The 16,306-nt window shown below is 34.1% G+C and carries 16 protein-coding genes; 3 read left to right on the top strand and 13 right to left on the bottom strand.

Features of this window, described 5'->3' with window-relative positions; genetic code table 11:
- From V7P73_RS08915 to V7P73_RS08905, 3 genes are all read right to left on the bottom strand, one after another.
- Positions 1–690, bottom strand: a complete 690-nt coding sequence (locus V7P73_RS08915; RefSeq protein ID WP_333852843.1) for a DUF2461 domain-containing protein — start codon at positions 688–690, stop codon at positions 1–3.
- A 37-nt stretch (positions 691–727) separates the two neighbouring features.
- The gene (locus tag V7P73_RS08910; RefSeq protein ID WP_333852841.1) at positions 728–1,564 is read right to left on the bottom strand and encodes a 1,4-dihydroxy-2-naphthoyl-CoA synthase; all 837 of its coding nucleotides are present in this window, start codon (positions 1,562–1,564) and stop codon (positions 728–730) included.
- Between the two features lie 281 nt (positions 1,565–1,845).
- Positions 1,846–2,337 (bottom strand): DUF4920 domain-containing protein, encoded by a 492-nt coding sequence (locus V7P73_RS08905; protein WP_333852839.1) that lies wholly within the window; start codon positions 2,335–2,337, stop codon positions 1,846–1,848.
- Positions 2,338–2,469: 132 nt separating this feature from the next.
- On the opposite strand from V7P73_RS08905, the gene V7P73_RS08900 reads away from it, so the two are divergent.
- Positions 2,470–3,282, top strand: a complete 813-nt coding sequence (locus V7P73_RS08900; protein ID WP_333852837.1) for a GIN domain-containing protein — start codon at positions 2,470–2,472, stop codon at positions 3,280–3,282.
- A gap of 75 nt (positions 3,283–3,357) precedes the next feature.
- Here the strand turns inward: V7P73_RS08900 and V7P73_RS08895 are convergent, their stop codons facing one another.
- Genes V7P73_RS08895 through parS form a run of 4 tightly spaced genes read right to left on the bottom strand, consistent with a single transcriptional unit; the run spans position 3,358 to position 6,162 of the window.
- Positions 3,358–4,134 (bottom strand): zinc ribbon domain-containing protein, encoded by a 777-nt coding sequence (locus V7P73_RS08895; protein WP_333852835.1) that lies wholly within the window; start codon positions 4,132–4,134, stop codon positions 3,358–3,360.
- A 2-nt stretch (positions 4,135–4,136) separates the two neighbouring features.
- Positions 4,137–5,234: a Nif3-like dinuclear metal center hexameric protein gene (locus V7P73_RS08890; RefSeq protein ID WP_333852833.1), complete on the bottom strand. Its 1,098-nt coding sequence runs from the start codon at positions 5,232–5,234 to the stop codon at positions 4,137–4,139.
- 10 nt (positions 5,235–5,244) lie between these two features.
- Positions 5,245–5,697 (bottom strand): RES family NAD+ phosphorylase, encoded by a 453-nt coding sequence (locus tag V7P73_RS08885; protein ID WP_333852832.1) that lies wholly within the window; start codon positions 5,695–5,697, stop codon positions 5,245–5,247.
- Between the two features lie 6 nt (positions 5,698–5,703).
- Positions 5,704–6,162, bottom strand: coding sequence for a type II RES/Xre toxin-antitoxin system antitoxin (gene parS, locus V7P73_RS08880; protein ID WP_333852831.1), 459 nt, complete (start codon positions 6,160–6,162; stop codon positions 5,704–5,706).
- 118 nt (positions 6,163–6,280) lie between these two features.
- Here parS and V7P73_RS08875 point away from each other — a divergent pair, with 118 nt between their 5' ends.
- Positions 6,281–7,108 carry an ion transporter gene (locus tag V7P73_RS08875; RefSeq protein ID WP_333852829.1) on the top strand — a complete coding sequence of 276 codons (828 nt, stop codon included), beginning with the start codon at positions 6,281–6,283 and terminating at the stop codon, positions 7,106–7,108.
- A gap of 420 nt (positions 7,109–7,528) precedes the next feature.
- Here V7P73_RS08875 and V7P73_RS08870 read toward each other — a convergent pair whose 3' ends face one another.
- The 5 genes from V7P73_RS08870 to V7P73_RS08850 form a co-directional block, all read right to left on the bottom strand.
- On the bottom strand, positions 7,529–8,332 hold the full coding sequence (locus V7P73_RS08870; RefSeq protein WP_333852827.1) for a patatin-like phospholipase family protein: 804 nt from the start codon (positions 8,330–8,332) through the stop codon (positions 7,529–7,531).
- 66 nt (positions 8,333–8,398) lie between these two features.
- Positions 8,399–9,790 (bottom strand): dihydrolipoyl dehydrogenase, encoded by a 1,392-nt coding sequence (gene lpdA / locus V7P73_RS08865; RefSeq protein ID WP_333852825.1) that lies wholly within the window; start codon positions 9,788–9,790, stop codon positions 8,399–8,401.
- A gap of 84 nt (positions 9,791–9,874) precedes the next feature.
- On the bottom strand, positions 9,875–12,433 hold the full coding sequence (locus V7P73_RS08860; protein WP_333852824.1) for a VWA domain-containing protein: 2,559 nt from the start codon (positions 12,431–12,433) through the stop codon (positions 9,875–9,877).
- Positions 12,434–12,445: 12 nt separating this feature from the next.
- On the bottom strand, positions 12,446–12,970 hold the full coding sequence (locus V7P73_RS08855) for an RNA polymerase sigma factor (protein WP_333852823.1): 525 nt from the start codon (positions 12,968–12,970) through the stop codon (positions 12,446–12,448).
- A 170-nt stretch (positions 12,971–13,140) separates the two neighbouring features.
- On the bottom strand, positions 13,141–13,356 hold the full coding sequence (locus V7P73_RS08850) for an NAD-dependent epimerase/dehydratase family protein (protein ID WP_333852822.1): 216 nt from the start codon (positions 13,354–13,356) through the stop codon (positions 13,141–13,143).
- A 261-nt stretch (positions 13,357–13,617) separates the two neighbouring features.
- On the opposite strand from V7P73_RS08850, the gene V7P73_RS08845 reads away from it, so the two are divergent.
- Complete coding sequence (locus tag V7P73_RS08845) at positions 13,618–13,803, top strand: hypothetical protein (protein WP_333852821.1); 186 nt, start codon at positions 13,618–13,620, stop codon at positions 13,801–13,803.
- Positions 13,804–13,811: 8 nt separating this feature from the next.
- On the opposite strand, the gene V7P73_RS08840 is transcribed toward V7P73_RS08845, so the two are convergent.
- A complete protein-coding gene (locus V7P73_RS08840; RefSeq protein ID WP_333852820.1) occupies positions 13,812–16,244 on the bottom strand; it encodes an alpha-ketoacid dehydrogenase subunit alpha/beta in 2,433 nt (810 codons plus the stop codon).
- Positions 16,245–16,306: the final 62 nt, after the last annotated feature.

The following is a 16,306-nucleotide window of genomic DNA, read 5'->3' as shown; positions in this document are numbered from 1 at the left end:
TTAATCTTTAAATATAGATTCGCCATTTAAATTAGTTGTCAGAACTTCACTCATATAATCGAAAAAAGGACGCATTGCCAAAAAAGTGGAGATAACCTCTTTCTGGAAACTGTTTGAAAAAACTTCCTTGTCAGAAAATTTCCTCCTCACCACATATTGTTTTTTTTTTATCAAATCAATTGCTGGATGATTTTTATCGAAACCTTTTGGAGCAGTCTTTACGGCATCTTCACCTCTCAGTTCTCCAAAATATTTTATAAAAGTTTTATCTGAAGTTATTTTCTTAATTTGAGAATCATCAATTTCAAATTCTTTTCGGATTCTCAATAAATCTTCATTATTTGGCTCCCAAAAGCCACCTCCAACAAAAGTATTGTCTGGTTCTAAATGAATATAATAACCACCTCTTAGCATTGGTTTTTTTCGTGATATTCCGCCTCCGAAATTATCTTTATAAGGTGTTTTATCTTTAGAAAAACGAATATCTCTGTTTATTCTTAACATATGAATACTCCCTAAACTATCGTGTTGCTCTAGTGCAGAGTAAATATCTTCTACAAATTTCTTATTTTCCTTTGCAATCGCATCATATTCTTTCTTATGCTCAGAAAACCAAACACGATTGTTATTTCTGCTTAATTGTTTCAGAAATTCGAATCCTGTTTCCAGTGAAATGTTTTTGTTTGGCATAAAGCAGATGTCGAGCAATATTTAGATTAATTATGTTTTAAGAAATCCACTGGTCGTCTCCGAAATTCGGTTTACGTTTTTCCAAGAAAGCATTTCTACCCTCTTTCGCTTCTTCTGTCATATAAGCTAAACGTGTTGCTTCTCCAGCAAAAATCTGCTGACCAACCATTCCATCGTCTGTCAAATTCATTGCGAATTTTAGCATCCTGATAGAAGTTGGAGATTTGGCAAGGATTTCCTGAGCCCATTCATAAGCTGTGTCTTCTAACTCAGCGTGAGGAATCACAGCGTTGACCATTCCCATATCAGCCGCTTCCTGAGCAGAATAATTTCTACCTAAGAAGAAAATTTCTCTGGCTTTTTTCTGACCAACCATTTTCGCCAAATACGCAGAACCATAACCTCCGTCAAAACTTGTAACATCGGCATCGGTTTGTTTGAAAATCGCGTGTTCTTCACTCGCTAAAGTCAAATCACAAACCACGTGAAGCGAATGTCCACCGCCAACAGCCCAACCGTTTACCACAGCAATCACAGCTTTTGGCATAAAACGGATCAAACGTTGAACTTCCAGAATATTAAGACGATGTCTTCCGTCATCTCCTACATAACCCTGATGTCCGCGAGCTTTTTGGTCTCCTCCGCTGCAGAAAGCGTGACCTCCGTCTTTTGGACTAGGGCCTTCTCCTGTTAACAATACAACGCCGATTGACGAATCTTCGTAAGCATCGTAAAAAGCATCATAAAGTTCTGAGGTTGTTTTTGGACGAAAAGCATTTCTGACTTCTGGTCTGTTGATAGCGATTCTTGCAACGCCATTTAATTTTTTATAGGTAATATCTTCGTATTCTTTGACGGTTTTCCAGTCTGCCATTTTTTGAAAATTTAGTTTGTAAATATACGGAGAACTGATGTGGTTTCAAAGGGAAATTGATGAAACGTTTTTCTGGAATGCGTAAGGGATAGTAGCGGTTATCCTTTTTTTGATTTGGGAAAAGCTTGGGCAAAAAAAGATATGAGTGGATAGCCCGACCCGCTTGTTTTTCTATGGCTAATTTTGATTTTTCTTACCAATGTTTTGGAAAAACAAAGGGTTACGCCCAAATAAAAAAGCTCCGGAAAAATCTGAAGCTTGTAAATTATATTGAAATCAACTTATTCTACAACTTTGATGGCGCTTGCCAAAAATCTTGTTTCATTCTTTGGTTCTGTAATCGCATCTATCTCTGCTTGCGGTTTTTTAGCATCTTCTGCGTAATGTTGTAACTCTTTTACAGAAGTGGTTTTGCTTTCTGCACTGCCTTCCATAACAACCGTTTTACCTTCCAAAGCTGTAGGAACGAAGAATGCGTAATCTTTCATCTTAACGAAAAATGTTTCTCCGGAATCTGTTGCCAGACTTACCCAACATCCTTTTTTAGGACAAACTCCGGTCACTTTTCCTTTTACAGAAGTTTTGGCTATTTTCGGTGTTGATTTTAATTCTTTATTAAGTTCATCCGTAGAAATAGCTTTCTTAACAGCTTTTGCAGAAACATCCTGACCGTAAAACTCTCCTACTTTCGCATCACCAGCCGGCGGACCAGACTGCGCAAATGCAGAAACAGACAAACCAATCAAAACAAATGCGAATAATATATTCTTCATAACTTGGTATTTATTTTATAATGTAAATTTAGAAAATTATTTAGATTGATAAAAAATAATTTTCAGATGTAACGAAATAGACTTTTCAATTGTCTTACTTTATATAAAATCAAACTATAAAAAAATATACTTATGAAAATAAAACTTTTATCCCTAATTCTTTTGGCTTCTGTTAGCAATTTTTCTTGCATTCAGAAAAACGGTTCCAATGACGTGATGTTTTCTCACCTATTGTCAGACTCTGGAAAAGGTGAAGTGATTGAGAAATCTTATTCAATGGAGTTTGATGAGTTACAAATTTCTACTTCTCTTAGTGCAGAAGTTTTTAAATCCAGTGAGGAAAAAATTGTTGTTTACGCACCTTCTGACCTAATGAAATATGTGGTTGTAAAACAAGAAGGAAGAAAAGTTCAGGTAAAAATTCAATCTGAAGGTAAACTCAACATCTCAACAGACAGAATCAAAATTAAAGTCTATGCCAAGGATTTTGACGGATTGGTAGCCAACTCAAGCGGAAGTATTACTTTGAAAGACGATTTCAAATTTTCTGACCTTGATGTGAAAGTTTCTAGCTCTGGGAACATCAAAGGAAATATCAACGGAAACAATATTAATATCCAAGCTTCCAGCAGTGGCGATTTTTATGGTGAAGTCAATGCAAGAAATTTGAATATGCAAACTTCTTCATCAGGTGGAATCAAAATCACAGGAAAAGCACAAAGTGTAAGCGCTCAAGCATCTTCAAGCGGCGATATCAAAGCTGAAAACTTAACGGCTGACAGCGCAGTTCTTACAACTTCTTCTTCGGCTGATATTACGATTGGTGTTCGTCAAAGTGTTACTGCAAGCGCATCTTCCAGCGGAGATATCAATGTAATCAAAAGAGGCGACCTTAACAAAGTTACAAAAAACGAAAGCAGTTCCGGTTCTGTTAATATCCGGTAATTTTATATTAATTTTCTCTCAAACGAAAAGAGACCTGAAATTCAGGTCTCTTTTATATTTAGTAAAATATCAAGCTTAGAACTTGATGATATCTTCCATTTTAGCAGTTTCCTCGTTTACCAACTCGTCATCTACCAAGATTTTTCCAGAATGCTCATCGATGATAATCTTTTTTCTCTGAGCGATTTCCATTTGCTTTTGTGGCGGAATTGTAAAGAAAGAACCTTTTGGTGCTCCTCTTTCCAAACCTACAACTGCAAGACCTGTAGATGAACCTTGACGGATTCTTTGGTAAGAAGCCAACAATCTATCATCGATTTTCTCAGCGAATTCTTTAGATTTTTCCAATAGATAATCTTCTTCTTTCTGAGTTTCAGAAATCAAATTATCCAATTCGTTTTTCTTATGGTTCAAGTGGTTTTTCAACTCCTCAATTTTAGCATTCAAATCAGACAAAGTCTCTTTTTTGTGGTCGATTTTCCCACCGAATTCTTTGATTCTTTTTTCAGCTAACTGAATTTCCAATTCCTGATATTCTACCTCTTTTGACAAAGCTTCGAACTCTTTGTTATTTCTAACGTTATCTTGCTGCGTTTTATATTTATCAATAAGAGTTTGAGCTTGCTTCATCAAGTCTTTTTTGCTGTTGATTTCAGCATTTTGCTCAGCAATTTCAGATTCGAATTTTTGGGCTCTTTTTTCAAGACCTTCAATTTCTATCTCAAGGTCTTCTACTTCAATCGGCAATTCGCCTCTTGTATTGCGAATCTCATCCAAACGGGAATCGATAATTTGCAAATCGTAAAGAGCTCTTAATTTTTCTTCAACAGAAATTTCGTTTACTTTAGCCATATCTATATAAAATAATTAACAGGATTTGTTTTTTTTGTCGTTTTAGCGATTGCAAATGTAGTGAATTTTTCGGACAAAATTTCAAATAATTGTTGAGTTACAAATTGTTCTGATTCGAAATGTCCAATATCACAAATCAGCAATTTATCTTCCCCTGAAAAGAAATCGTGATATTTCACATCGCCAGTCAAATAGGCATCACATTTTGCAGATATGGCTGACTTTATTCCACTTGCCCCACTTCCTCCTAAAACTCCTACTCTTTTGATTTTTTTTCGAGTTAAATTATTGTGTCTGATGATATTAAGATTAAATTTTTCTTTAACAAACTTTAGAAAATCCACTTCATCCATTTCTGTTTCCAAATCTCCGAATCTCCCCAAACCGGTATATTGATTTTCATTATCTAAAGAAATCAATTGATAAGCGACTTCTTCGTAAGGATGATTGTGCTTCATCGCAAAAAGAATCTGATGCTTTTTATAATCTTCAAAAATTACCGAAAGTAAAACTTCATTAGCATTTTCTCTTTCATTGTGAGTTCCTGTTACAGGATTTGAACCTTCCAACGGTCGAAAAGTTCCATTTCCATTGATTGAAAAACTGCATTCATCATAGAAACCGATATTTCCAGCTCCGGCTTCAAACAAAGCATTTTTCAACTCCTCAGCGGAATCAACAGGAACATAAACCTCCAGTTTTTTCAATTGCTTTTGTTTTGGCATTAGAATATTTTGATTCTTCAAACCAAGAACTTCGCAGATTTTATAATTAACTCCAAAATAATCATTATCAAAAGCCGTATGAATTGCATAAATGGCAATTTTATTTTCTAAAGCTTTCAGAACTGCTCTTTCAACATAATTTTTTCCCGTAATCGATTTTAATCCTGAAAAAATAATCGGATGAAAGCAAAGAATCAAATTAAAATTCTTTTCAATAGCTTCATCTACAACAAATTCTAAAGAATCGTGAGCAATCAAAACACCGGAAATTTCTCTTTCAGGATTTCCACAAAGCAATCCTACATTATCAAAATCTTCCGCTTGTCTTGCCGGAATTATTTGTTCAAATTCATTTATAAATTCTTTGATTTTCATATTTGAGATATTATCTGATGAACAATCTGTCATCAAAAGTAAATTTTTCTATTTTCTTAATTTTCACTTCTGGAAAATTAATATGTCTTGGATTAATAATATAATTGAATTCCCCTTGAACAGCAGCCGAAGGAACTTTCATTACTAAGAATTTGTTTTCTCGTAAAAATTTATCTCCAATTTTCTGAGTACTATCTGGGTGAGGAAAAGTATTCCAATCTTTCGATAATCTTTTTGGTTCAAGGAACTCAATATCTGGAATCTCTAAATGGACCAATCTATAATCCTTCGGCAAAATACCTAATGGAATATGAACCGCAATTTCCGTCACACACAAAGCAATCGACTGACCTGTATAAAGAGCAGGTCTTCCTTTGCTATTCCATCTTGCGCCAGCTATTTCCGCTCCTTTTCCAGAAAGGTCGTTAGCGTAGAATTCTTTGGAAAGCCTGTAAACAATCATCCTCAATTACGCTAAAACACCGTGTTCTATACGGGTTAGCTCATCCATAAGAAGTGATATTCCAAAAACACTACCCAATAAATCCTGAGGTTTTGTTTTACCCAAAGCAACATTCTCCGACTGCAACCATATCAAGAAATTCTCAGAAGATCCAAAAACATCCTCTCCTCTTTTATAAAGCATTTCTATTTGCAATATTTTTTCTGATTGTAATACATCAAAAGACTTGTCTTCTTTTTGATAACGGGATAATGTCTTTCCAGAAATGTGAAGGAAATCTGCCCAATCTTGCATAGAAAAAGGAAATTTTTTTGACAAACCATCAAAGATTTTGAAAGAAATTCCTTTTTGGGCAATATCTATCAAACTAAAAATACCAACATCATCAAAATTTTGATAACCATACGCCGTAGACGGCTCTTGAATAATACTGGAAGAAGTTTCTGAAGTTTTATATTTTTTCATTTTGTAATTTTCTCTTACAAATATACGACTTTTGTCTTGATAAAAAAGACTTTTGTCTAATATTATAAACAAAGACTTATTTTAATTACTTTTATAACTTTAATTTTACTTTTGAGTTATGAAAATAAAACCAGAATTTGACCTTATCCCAGAGGAAGGCTGGAGAAAGAAAATTTACGAAACTGTTTATTTATCTCACACAAGGGCTGGTAAAATATTTGACATTAGTTTATTGATTCTGATTCTCATTTCTACTGTTTTATTAATGGTGGAAACTATTCCTATTATAAAATTACAATATTATAAAGAGTTTTACTACGCAGAATTTTTCATAACTATAATATTTACAATCGAATACGTTTTAAGGATTCTTTGCATAAAGGACAAAGAAGAATATATTTTTAGTCCATTAGGAATTATTGATTTTCTTTCCATTATTCCTTTTTATATTAGTTTATTTTTTCCGATTTGGCATTTTGTTGCAGTCATAAGAATCCTGAGAATCCTGAGAATCTTTAGAATTTTCAACCTTGCAGATTATATGCACGACGGGAGGTTTATTGTTTCCGCATTAAAACATAGCTCCAGAAAAATCTACATTTTTCTACTATTTATGATCATTTTCATTGTCATTATTGGATCATTAATGTATGTTGTGGAAGGAGGAAAAAATGGATTTAGCAGTATTCCGCAGAGTGTGTACTGGGCGGTTGTAACCATTACAACAGTTGGTTATGGTGATATTTCTCCGGGAACACCTTTTGGCAAAGTCTTATCAATGATTGTAATGCTTTGTGGCTACAGTATCATTGCTGTTCCCACGGGAATTGTGACTTCAGAGTTCAGAAAGCAAAAGAAGAATGATTTCCAATGCGATAAATGTGGCAATCTGGACAATGATGAAAATGCCCGTTATTGTAAAGTCTGCGGAGAAAAAATTATTTAAAAAAATATAACCTGAGGGAAAGCTACTGAATTCTTGGATATAATTCCAGATTTGGAAACATCTTACAATTACTCAAAAAATCATTTAAAAACAAGGGAAACTATTTGTTGGGGAAGTTCCTCTTCTGCATCATTATGTTTTTATATGATTGCTAAGCATCCAAAAGATTATAAAGCTCTCACAACTAACTCTCCTAGCGAATATTTTAAAATTGAAAATAAAAGCATCTGTGATTATCAAAAGAAATTAAAATTCCAGTCTATATTTCATCAGCCAGAAACAAAGAACCTTATTGGAGATCAATTTATAACTCCGTAAGTTCAAGGAAAAACTTCTATCTACCTTCAAAAACAAAAGGTCTCCACGAAACAATTGCCATATCTTCTTTTTATGATGATGCTGAAGAAAACAGGCAGGCTATTATTCCTTTTTTAGAAAGAATGAGGTAAAATCCTCTTCATTTTCGTTAAAAGTGCGCTTAGCCTCCTCATAACCAATATCGAATATTTCTTTTAAACGCTGGGGATTTCTTTCAAAAATTCCGTATTTGGATAATTTTTTTGAAGTAATAAACCAATCACAAAAAGCAAATTTGTAAATCTCTGTTCTATGAGATAATAATTCATAAGCTCTTGTAGTAACGGAACGAATTGTTTTAAGGTCATTAGCCTCGACATCTTGTGGCGGTGTAACATAAACACCAATCAGTTTATCACATTCATTTTGAATGACATCGGCAGGGAAATTGTTTAAAACACCACCATCACTGTACATTTCTTCATTAATAATATAAGGTGTGGAAATCCCCGGAATGCAAGACGAAGCAATAATAGCATCAACAATTTTATATTTTTTTTCAAATACTTTTTGATGACCAGTAATCAATTCCGTAGCTACAATTCTTACATCTTTTTCCAAATCTCCCAAAGTCATATCTTCAAAAATAGGATTAAGATAAGTTGTGAAAATAGCTGACGAAACAAATCCTGGCTGATTAAACGTAAAATGTTTCCAATGAAAAAAATAAATAGACTGAAAAAAATCTAAAATCTCTTCTGGTGATTTTCCTACTGCATATAAAGAACCAACAATAGAACCAGCGCTGCAACAAGAAAGAATATCTGGTTCTATGTTTTTCTCTTTAAGAAACTTCAATACACCTGCGTGAGCCAATCCACGAGTTCCTCCACCCGACAAAACCAATCCTAATTTTGAATCTTCCATTAAGTAAAATTAAAAAAACCACAGAAAATTCTGTGGTTTTATAATATGAATATTATGTTAATCTCATTAAATATGAATCACTTCTCCATAAGCAGCAGCAGCAGCTTCCATTATCGATTCAGACAATGTTGGATGCGGGTGGATAGATTTGATGATATCGTGACCAGTTGTTTCCAATCTTCTTGCTACAACTGCTTCAGCAATCATATCGGTAACACCGTCTCCAACCATATGACAACCTAACCATTCACCATATTTAGCATCGAAGATAACTTTGATGAAACCGTCAACATCACCGTTTGCAGTCGCTTTTCCAGAAGCTGAAAAAGGGAATTTCCCAACTTTGATTTCGTAACCTTTTTCTTTCGCTTGCTTTTCAGTCAAACCAACAGAAGCAATTTCCGGATGACAATATGTACAACCTGGGATATTTCCGTAATCGATAGCTTCTACGTGAAGACCTTTGATTTTCTCAACACAAGTAATTCCCTCTGCAGATGCAACGTGAGCCAAAGCTTGAGTCGGGATAATATCTCCAATTGCGTAGTAACCTGGAACAGAAGTCTGATACCATTCGTTAACCAAAACTTTACCTTTTTCAGTTTTAATACCAACAGCTTCTAGACCGATTCCTTCTACGTTAGCAGCAATTCCAACAGCAGAGAGCAAGATGTCAGCTTCAAGAGTAATTTCTCCTTTTGCAGTTTTTACTTTTGCTTTAACACCTTCTCCAGAAGTATCAACAGACTCTACAGAAGAATTGGTCATTATTTCGATTCCTGCTTTTTTCAAAGATTTTTCAACGTGTTTTGAAACTTCTTCATCCTCCAAAGGAACGATGTTTGGCAAGAATTCAACCACAGTTACTTTAGTTCCCATAGAATTATAGAAATCCGCAAACTCAATTCCGATAGCTCCAGAACCTACAACAATCATAGATTTTGGTTGCTCAGGAAGCGACAATGCTTGTCTATATCCAATTACTTTTTTACCATCTTGAGGCAAGTTTGGCAATTCTCTAGAACGTGCGCCAGTTGCGATGATAATATTAGTTCCAGAATATTCAGTTGTTTTTCCTTCAGCATCTACTACAGAAACTTTTTTACCAGCTTTCACTATTGCAGTTCCCATAATAACGTCGATTTTGTTTTTCTTCATCAAGAAAGAGATTCCGCCGCTCATTTTAGAAGCTACACCTCTACTTCTCTGGATCACTTTTGTGAAATCGAAGCCTGGATTTTCCACTTTATTAAGACCATAATCCTCAGCGTGCTTCAAATAATTGAAAACGTGAGCAGATTTTAGAAGGGCTTTTGTCGGGATACAACCCCAGTTAAGACAAATACCTCCAAGATTCTCTTTTTCAATAATGGCTGTTTTGAAACCTAATTGAGCAGCTCTGATTGCAGTCACATAACCGCCAGGTCCACTTCCAATAACAATAATATCGTAGTTCATTGTAATTAAAAAATTTTAGCGAATTTACGGAAAATTATTGAAAGCATAATATGACAAAAAGCAACTTTATCAGTTGCTTAATATTTAGTTTTTAATGATTTTAAACGTTTCTGATTCTGGTCCATACTTCAACTTTACCAAATAAATACTTTGAGGATAACTCGAAATATCAAAATCATGCAGTCCTTTTACCAAGTTATTTTTCTTGATTAAAATCTTTCCAGTATAATCATACAAAATAAACTCTTCAGTATCACGTTTTAAATCAATTTTGAAAATTCCTTTTGTTGGATTAGGATAGATTTTGGTAGCAAAATCTTTTTTGTCCAAACTTTCCACTTCCAATTTTTTGTTAATATATTCTTTGGTAACACCTTTTTTACAATCTGGAGTACTTGACCTTTGAAGAATTAATCTTAGTAACAAATCATTGAGCTTTTCTACTTCATATTCGCTTGCTGTTGGTTCAATGTGATTATTTCCGATTCCGCTGTCATTCGTCAGAAAAGTATAAGTTCCGTTGGTAAGTAAAGCAAATGTTCTCATCAAATATTCGGTCTGTTTATCAGTATCACTCGCAGAGATTGGGATAATTGTAATTCCTTTTTTGGACGCTAATTTTATTTTTTGATTTAGTTTTTCAATATTTCCTTCAGATAAATGTGGTGGCGCATCCAACAGCAAGAACATTATTTTTGTAGAATTCTCCCTGTTCCAAGATAATTCATCAATCGAAGTTTCTAAGGCTTCAACAACAGCTTCGGGTGTATCACCACCTCCTCTGGCATTTTGTTTCTTAATGAAATTAATCAAATTTTCTACATCATTAGAAAAATCAAATTTCTTAGTTACATACTCGTCGCCCTTATCTCTATAAAAAACAGAACCATATCTCACGTTGGTTTGAGTTAATTTGGATTCTACCTTTTTCAAAACATCCAACAATTCAGATTTCAAATAATTGATTTCATCGCCCATAGAACCAGTTGCATCCACAACAAAAACCAAGTCTAAAGCTCTTTTCTTGATACAGTTTTCCTTGACTTTAATCAAATTTTGTCCATTCCGGAATTCTTTTGCATTATTTGATAAAACATTTCCCTCTTCATCAATAATCGAATATTGTTGCGAGTTTGTTTTCTGGTCTATTAATGAAGAAATCCACAACTCTGCATTTCCACGATTATCAGTTACGCTTTCCCAAATGATTTCTTTTTTATCATCAATTAATTTTAATTTCTTACCAATAACTGGATTGTTATCAAAATTGGTCAATTGTACAGAAACCCTTCTATCTGGGAAAAATTTCCACGTTGTTTTGTATTGGTCAAGAATTGGAACCGCAATATCTTGCCAATAATCCCATTTGGAAAAATCATTGACTTCGCCTGCGGTTAGTTTTCCTGCATCTGGAAGAAAACTTTCTTCTTTAGTTTTATTTTTATTTTCGATTTTATACTCTCGATTTAATTTTCTTAATTCCTTCCTTGACAGATTTTTTGTTTTGATAACAACGACTCCATTTGTTGCTTGAGCTCCGTAAAGACTTGTAGCTGCATCTTTTTTAAGAACATTTACAGATTCAATAATTTTTGGATTTATAGACTTTATATATTCTAGAGAAGACACTTTTCCGTCTAAAGTGTACAACGGTTTTTTTGATGAATCAACAGAAGCGGCTCCACGCAGCATAATTTTACTGGAAGCGCCTGCAGCTTCTCCACCTGACATTTTCAGACCTGCGACCTTACCTTCTAATGATGATTTTCCTGCACCTAACGCCAGCATTTTTTTATTGGTGGACTCAGAAATTTCTCTAGCTTTTTCTGCAGCATACAATGCAGAAACTTTTGCAACAGTGGAAGATTTTCCATTAGAAGGCGGCGGTGGCGGTGGCGCATATGTAGATTCAAAAACTTCATTAGTGACAAGTCCACCTGTTGTTTCCAAACGTTTTGGAATTGCTGGTGGAGGCAATTCAGATTTTGCAATTATGGTTTTTCCTTTATCAACACGATTTATGTATTTTTCATCAGATGTAGATTCTGATTTTTTCTGAGAATAAATAGCGTCATTACTTTTTCTTTCTAATTCAACTCCTTCAAATCGTTTTCTTTGGTTATTAAAATCGGATTGATTATTCACAGAAGCTATAATTTTTCCATTTTCATCTTTTTTGATAGAAATATCATCCGTTTTATATTTCACTCCTAATTCCTTGTATAAATCATCGAATTCATCTTTCTTAGGTTCAACTTCGTGATAAGCAATTATATCTTTTCCTTCAGTAGGTTTAATTGGATTTTTGCTCAGATTCTCTTCAAAGGTTTTATTGATTTCTTCAACTTTTTTCGGAGTTTCTATTGAATTTGGATTAATTGGTTTTCCGTAATCTTTTGAAGTAATTTGAGGTTCAATTTTAACTTTATTATCATTCATAAAATATAAAGCACCAAATGTCAACGCCAATCCGGCAGCAATTCCGTAAGGTAACCAAATCGGGATGGTTCTTTTCTTTTGCTCTTTTTTGTCCAGCTTTTCTTCAACTTTTTCCCAAACTTTTTCAAAAGAAGGAAATGTTGGATTTTCTTCTGCTGATTTTCCAGCATCGTTGAACATTTTATCGATATCTTGATTTTCCATTTTTTTTAAACTTTAAGAATTAATTGTTTGCAGTTTTACCAGTTCCTGTAATTTTTTGCGGGCAAAACTGACTTGAGATTTGGACGTTCCTTCAGAAATAGAAAGCATTTGAGCAATTTCTTTGTGAGGATAACCTTCCATTACGAACAAGTTGAAAATCGTTCTGCAGCCTTCGGGAAGGAAATTCAGAAGTGACAAAATCCCTCTCTCTTCCGAAATATTTTCTGGTTCAGAATCTGGCAAATCCACAAAATTTTCTTCAATTGAAATGGAAAATGGCTGTTTCTTGCGAAGCTTCTGAAGACATTGATTCACCACAATTTTCTTTGCCCAAGCATCAAAAACCTGAAAATCTTTGAGTTGTTCCAGTTTTGTAAAAATGATGTAGAAAGAATCGGCCAAAATTTCTTCCGCATCTTCATCGTTCTTCAAGTAACGTTTGCAGGTCGCGAAGAATCGTGCTGCATATTCTTCATAAAGTTTCCGCTGTGCGTTGCGGTCTTTATTTCTGCATCTTATGTATATGTCGTGTTCCATACATTGGCTTTTATAAGGAAAGATGCATTTGTTTAAAAAAGGTTGGAATTATTTTGAAAAATTATGAAAAAACTTTGAAAGTTGGCTTCCAAAGTTTGTGAATTTAGAATATCAATAGAGAATTATATTCCATCATTTTGTCATTCCGAAGGAATCCCGACAATTTAGATTCATCTACAATCAACGGATTTACCAGCAAGATTGATGAGAACATCTGCATTTTCTAATTCGTCTTTCCAAGCTCCAATGGTTTTGGAATCCCAGAATATTTCGTTTTTGCGTTTTGGATTTCTTGTCAATATTTTGACTTCATAATTTTTATTGAGGAAAAATTGTTCTAAGTTTTCTCCAAGAAAACCAGTTCCTCCGGCGATTACTATTTTCATTGTGATTGATTTTTAATTATAGCCTGTTGTGCATTTAGCATAAATTAATTTTTAATTTGTTCAAACTTCTTTTGAATATGAAAAAATTTAGATATTGAATTATGGTAAATGCACAACAGGTAATAAAAATTAATTTTAAATTAATAATAAAAATAAATCAAAATCATAAATTTGTTTAATAACTTTAACCAAATGAAGTATACTTTGTTAAAAAGGAATAAAAGCGTCAAAGCAGATTCACATTCACATTTTATAAGATGGATGAGAAAGATGGATTTACAGCAATGGAATGATAACAAAGACTTTATGGAAGGTTATTCCTACAGAAAATCTACTTTTGAGAACATCGATATCCGCCATGATAATGAAGAATCTTTTGTGGAAGATTTACAAAAAAATAACCTTCTGAAAATAGAATCTTCAAAAGGTTTATTGGGTTTATTTTAAAATTTCAATTAGTAAATCGCTGGAAATTTCGTTGGACTTAATTCATTAAATAATTGATATACTTTCTCTACAATATCATCGGAGGAAGGCTTACTGAAATAATCTCCGTCACTTGCATAAGCAGGTCTGTGATTTTCTGCCGAAATTGTCAACGGATCTGAATCCAAATATCTGAAGGCTTTTTGCTTTTCCAAAATCTGCTGAAGAATAAACGCAGAAGTTCCCCCTTCTACATCTTCATCAATCACTACTAATCGGTTTGTTTTCTTAACACTTTCTGCAATCTCGTGAGATAAATCAAACGGAATCAAAGACTGAATATCAATAACTTCCGAAGAAATCCCTAATTTTTCTAATTCATTCGCAGCCTCAGTCACAACTCTCCAGGTAGAACCATAAGTTATCAACGTTACATCAGAACCTTCTTTTGTAACTTCAATTTTTCCAACCGGAACAGTGAATACCCCCAAGTTATCTGGCTGTTTTTCTTTCAACCTATAACCATTCAGACATTCTACAATTACAGCAGGCTCATCACTTTGAAGCATAGTATTATAGAATCCGGCAGCTTTTGTCAAACTTCTTGGAACAAGAATATTGATACCTTTAGAAAGGTTCAGAATTCCCGCCATAGGCGAACCAGAATGCCAAACACCTTCCAGTCTGTGGCCTCGCGTTCTGATAATAACTGGTGCTTTTTGACCACCTTTTGTTCTGTATTGAACCGTTGCAAGATCGTCACTCATCCCTTGAAGACAATACAAAATATAATCAAGATATTGGATCTCGGCAATTGGTCTCAAACCTCTCATTGCCATTCCTATCCCTTGTCCAAGAATAGTTGCTTCACGGATTCCGGTATCTGCGATTCTTACATCGCCATATTTTTCCTGAAGTCCTTCCAAACCTTGGTTAACGTCTCCAATATTTCCTGCATCTTCTCCAAAAACCAAAGATTGAGGATATTTTTCAAAGATTTTATCAAAATTATTTCTTATAACTACTCTACCATCCACATCTTCTGAAGATTCAGAAAATACAGGTTTAATTTCTTTGATATTAGTAGCTTTCCACTCAGATTCTGAATATAAATGGGAAGAATAATTATCTTTTTCGATTTTTAAAATCTCTTCATATTTAGATTTTAATACATTTCTTTCAGATGAATTTTGGTTTCTCGTCTGCAATAATGTTTTTCTAACCAATTGGAAAACATCTTTCTTACTTACAGAAATAATTTTGTTGAAATTTTCGATTAAATTTCCAATTTCTGAATTTTGATTTTTAATTGATTCTACAAGAGGTATAATTTCAGATTTAAGGTCAGAAATTGTTTTCTGATAAGATTCCCAAGCTTTTTTCTGCCCATCTTTAACCAATTTCTTAGCTTCAGAATCAATTGAATCTAATTCTTCAGTCGTAGCCAAAACTTCTTCTTGTTCTTCGATTTCGATGCTATAATCCAAAATCCATTCTCTGAATTTAATCAAACCATCAAATTCTGCTTCCCAGCTCAATCTGTCTTCAGATTTGTATCGTTCGTGCGAACCAGAAGTTGAATGACCTTGTGGCTGAGTGACTTCTGTAACGTGGATTACCACTGGAACGCTTTCATATCTTGCAAAATGTTCTGCTTTAGCATAAGCTTCCATCAATGCAGGATAATCCCAAGCTTTCACTTGAATAATTTCACAACCTTGATTTTCGCCTTCATTTCTTTGGAAACCAGAAAGCATTTCAGAAATATCAGTTTTTGCTCTTTGATTTTGTGTCGGAACAGAGATTCCATAACCATCATCCCAAATCGAAACAATCATTGGAACTTGTAATGCACAAGCAGCGTTTAAAGTTTCCCAAAAATGACCTTCGGCAGTAGATGCATCTCCAATTGTTCCAAAAGCAACTTCGTTTCCGTCTTTTGAGAATTTCTCAGAACCATCAAATTTAACCGATTTGTAAACTTTAGAAGCTTGAGCCAAACCTAATAATCTAGGCATTTGTCCTGCGGTCGGTGAAATATCAGATGAAATATTTTTTTGAGCTGTCAAATCTTTCCAACTTCCATCTGCGTTCAAACTTCTTGTAGCATAATGCCCATTCATTTGACGACCTGCAGAAGCTGGTTCTCTTTCTACATTTGTATCAGCATATAACTGGGCAAAGAAACTTTCTACAGAAACCGCATCTATCGCCAAAGCAAAAGTCTGATCTCTGTAATAACCCGAACGGAAATCTCCATTTCTGAAAACTTTTGCCATTGCCAGCTGCGGTAATTCTTTACCATCTCCAAAAATTCCGAATTTTGCTTTCCCTGTAAGAACTTCTCGTCTTCCTAAATATGACATCTCGCGGGAAATTCTTCCTAGTCGATAATCATTCAGAATACTGCTTTTGAAGTCCTGAAAAGAGATTTGCTGAGTTTCTATATAAGTTGATTGCATAACAAATGGATTTTGACAAATATAAAATTTTTTCGCAATATTTTACGAATTTCATATTTTTA

The sequence above is a fragment of the Epilithonimonas sp. genome (genome assembly GCF_036780765.1).
Lineage (GTDB): Bacteria > Bacteroidota > Bacteroidia > Flavobacteriales > Weeksellaceae > Epilithonimonas.
This window is presented reverse-complemented; position numbering and strand designations above follow the sequence as displayed.

What these genes read in the sequence shown, in the direction of transcription:
- V7P73_RS08840 (WP_333852820.1), bottom strand. Translation starts at nt 16,244, where the DNA reads ATGCAATCAACTTATATAGAAACTCAGCAAATCTCTTTTCAGGACTTC.
- V7P73_RS08855 (WP_333852823.1), bottom strand. Translation starts at nt 12,970, where the DNA reads ATGGAACACGACATATACATAAGATGCAGAAATAAAGACCGCAACGCA.
- lpdA (WP_333852825.1), bottom strand. Translation starts at nt 9,790, where the DNA reads ATGAACTACGATATTATTGTTATTGGAAGTGGACCTGGCGGTTATGTG.
- V7P73_RS08870 (WP_333852827.1), bottom strand. Translation starts at nt 8,332, where the DNA reads ATGGAAGATTCAAAATTAGGATTGGTTTTGTCGGGTGGAGGAACTCGT.
- V7P73_RS08910 (WP_333852841.1), bottom strand. Translation starts at nt 1,564, where the DNA reads ATGGCAGACTGGAAAACCGTCAAAGAATACGAAGATATTACCTATAAA.
- V7P73_RS08860 (WP_333852824.1), bottom strand. Translation starts at nt 12,433, where the DNA reads ATGGAAAATCAAGATATCGATAAAATGTTCAACGATGCTGGAAAATCA.
- V7P73_RS08845 (WP_333852821.1), top strand. Translation starts at nt 13,618, where the DNA reads ATGAGAAAGATGGATTTACAGCAATGGAATGATAACAAAGACTTTATG.
- V7P73_RS08850 (WP_333852822.1), bottom strand. Translation starts at nt 13,356, where the DNA reads ATGAAAATAGTAATCGCCGGAGGAACTGGTTTTCTTGGAGAAAACTTA.
- V7P73_RS08885 (WP_333852832.1), bottom strand. Translation starts at nt 5,697, where the DNA reads ATGATTGTTTACAGGCTTTCCAAAGAATTCTACGCTAACGACCTTTCT.
- V7P73_RS08900 (WP_333852837.1), top strand. Translation starts at nt 2,470, where the DNA reads ATGAAAATAAAACTTTTATCCCTAATTCTTTTGGCTTCTGTTAGCAAT.
- V7P73_RS08915 (WP_333852843.1), bottom strand. Translation starts at nt 690, where the DNA reads ATGCCAAACAAAAACATTTCACTGGAAACAGGATTCGAATTTCTGAAA.
- V7P73_RS08890 (WP_333852833.1), bottom strand. Translation starts at nt 5,234, where the DNA reads ATGAAAATCAAAGAATTTATAAATGAATTTGAACAAATAATTCCGGCA.
- V7P73_RS08875 (WP_333852829.1), top strand. Translation starts at nt 6,281, where the DNA reads ATGAAAATAAAACCAGAATTTGACCTTATCCCAGAGGAAGGCTGGAGA.
- parS (WP_333852831.1), bottom strand. Translation starts at nt 6,162, where the DNA reads ATGAAAAAATATAAAACTTCAGAAACTTCTTCCAGTATTATTCAAGAG.
- V7P73_RS08895 (WP_333852835.1), bottom strand. Translation starts at nt 4,134, where the DNA reads ATGGCTAAAGTAAACGAAATTTCTGTTGAAGAAAAATTAAGAGCTCTT.
- V7P73_RS08905 (WP_333852839.1), bottom strand. Translation starts at nt 2,337, where the DNA reads ATGAAGAATATATTATTCGCATTTGTTTTGATTGGTTTGTCTGTTTCT.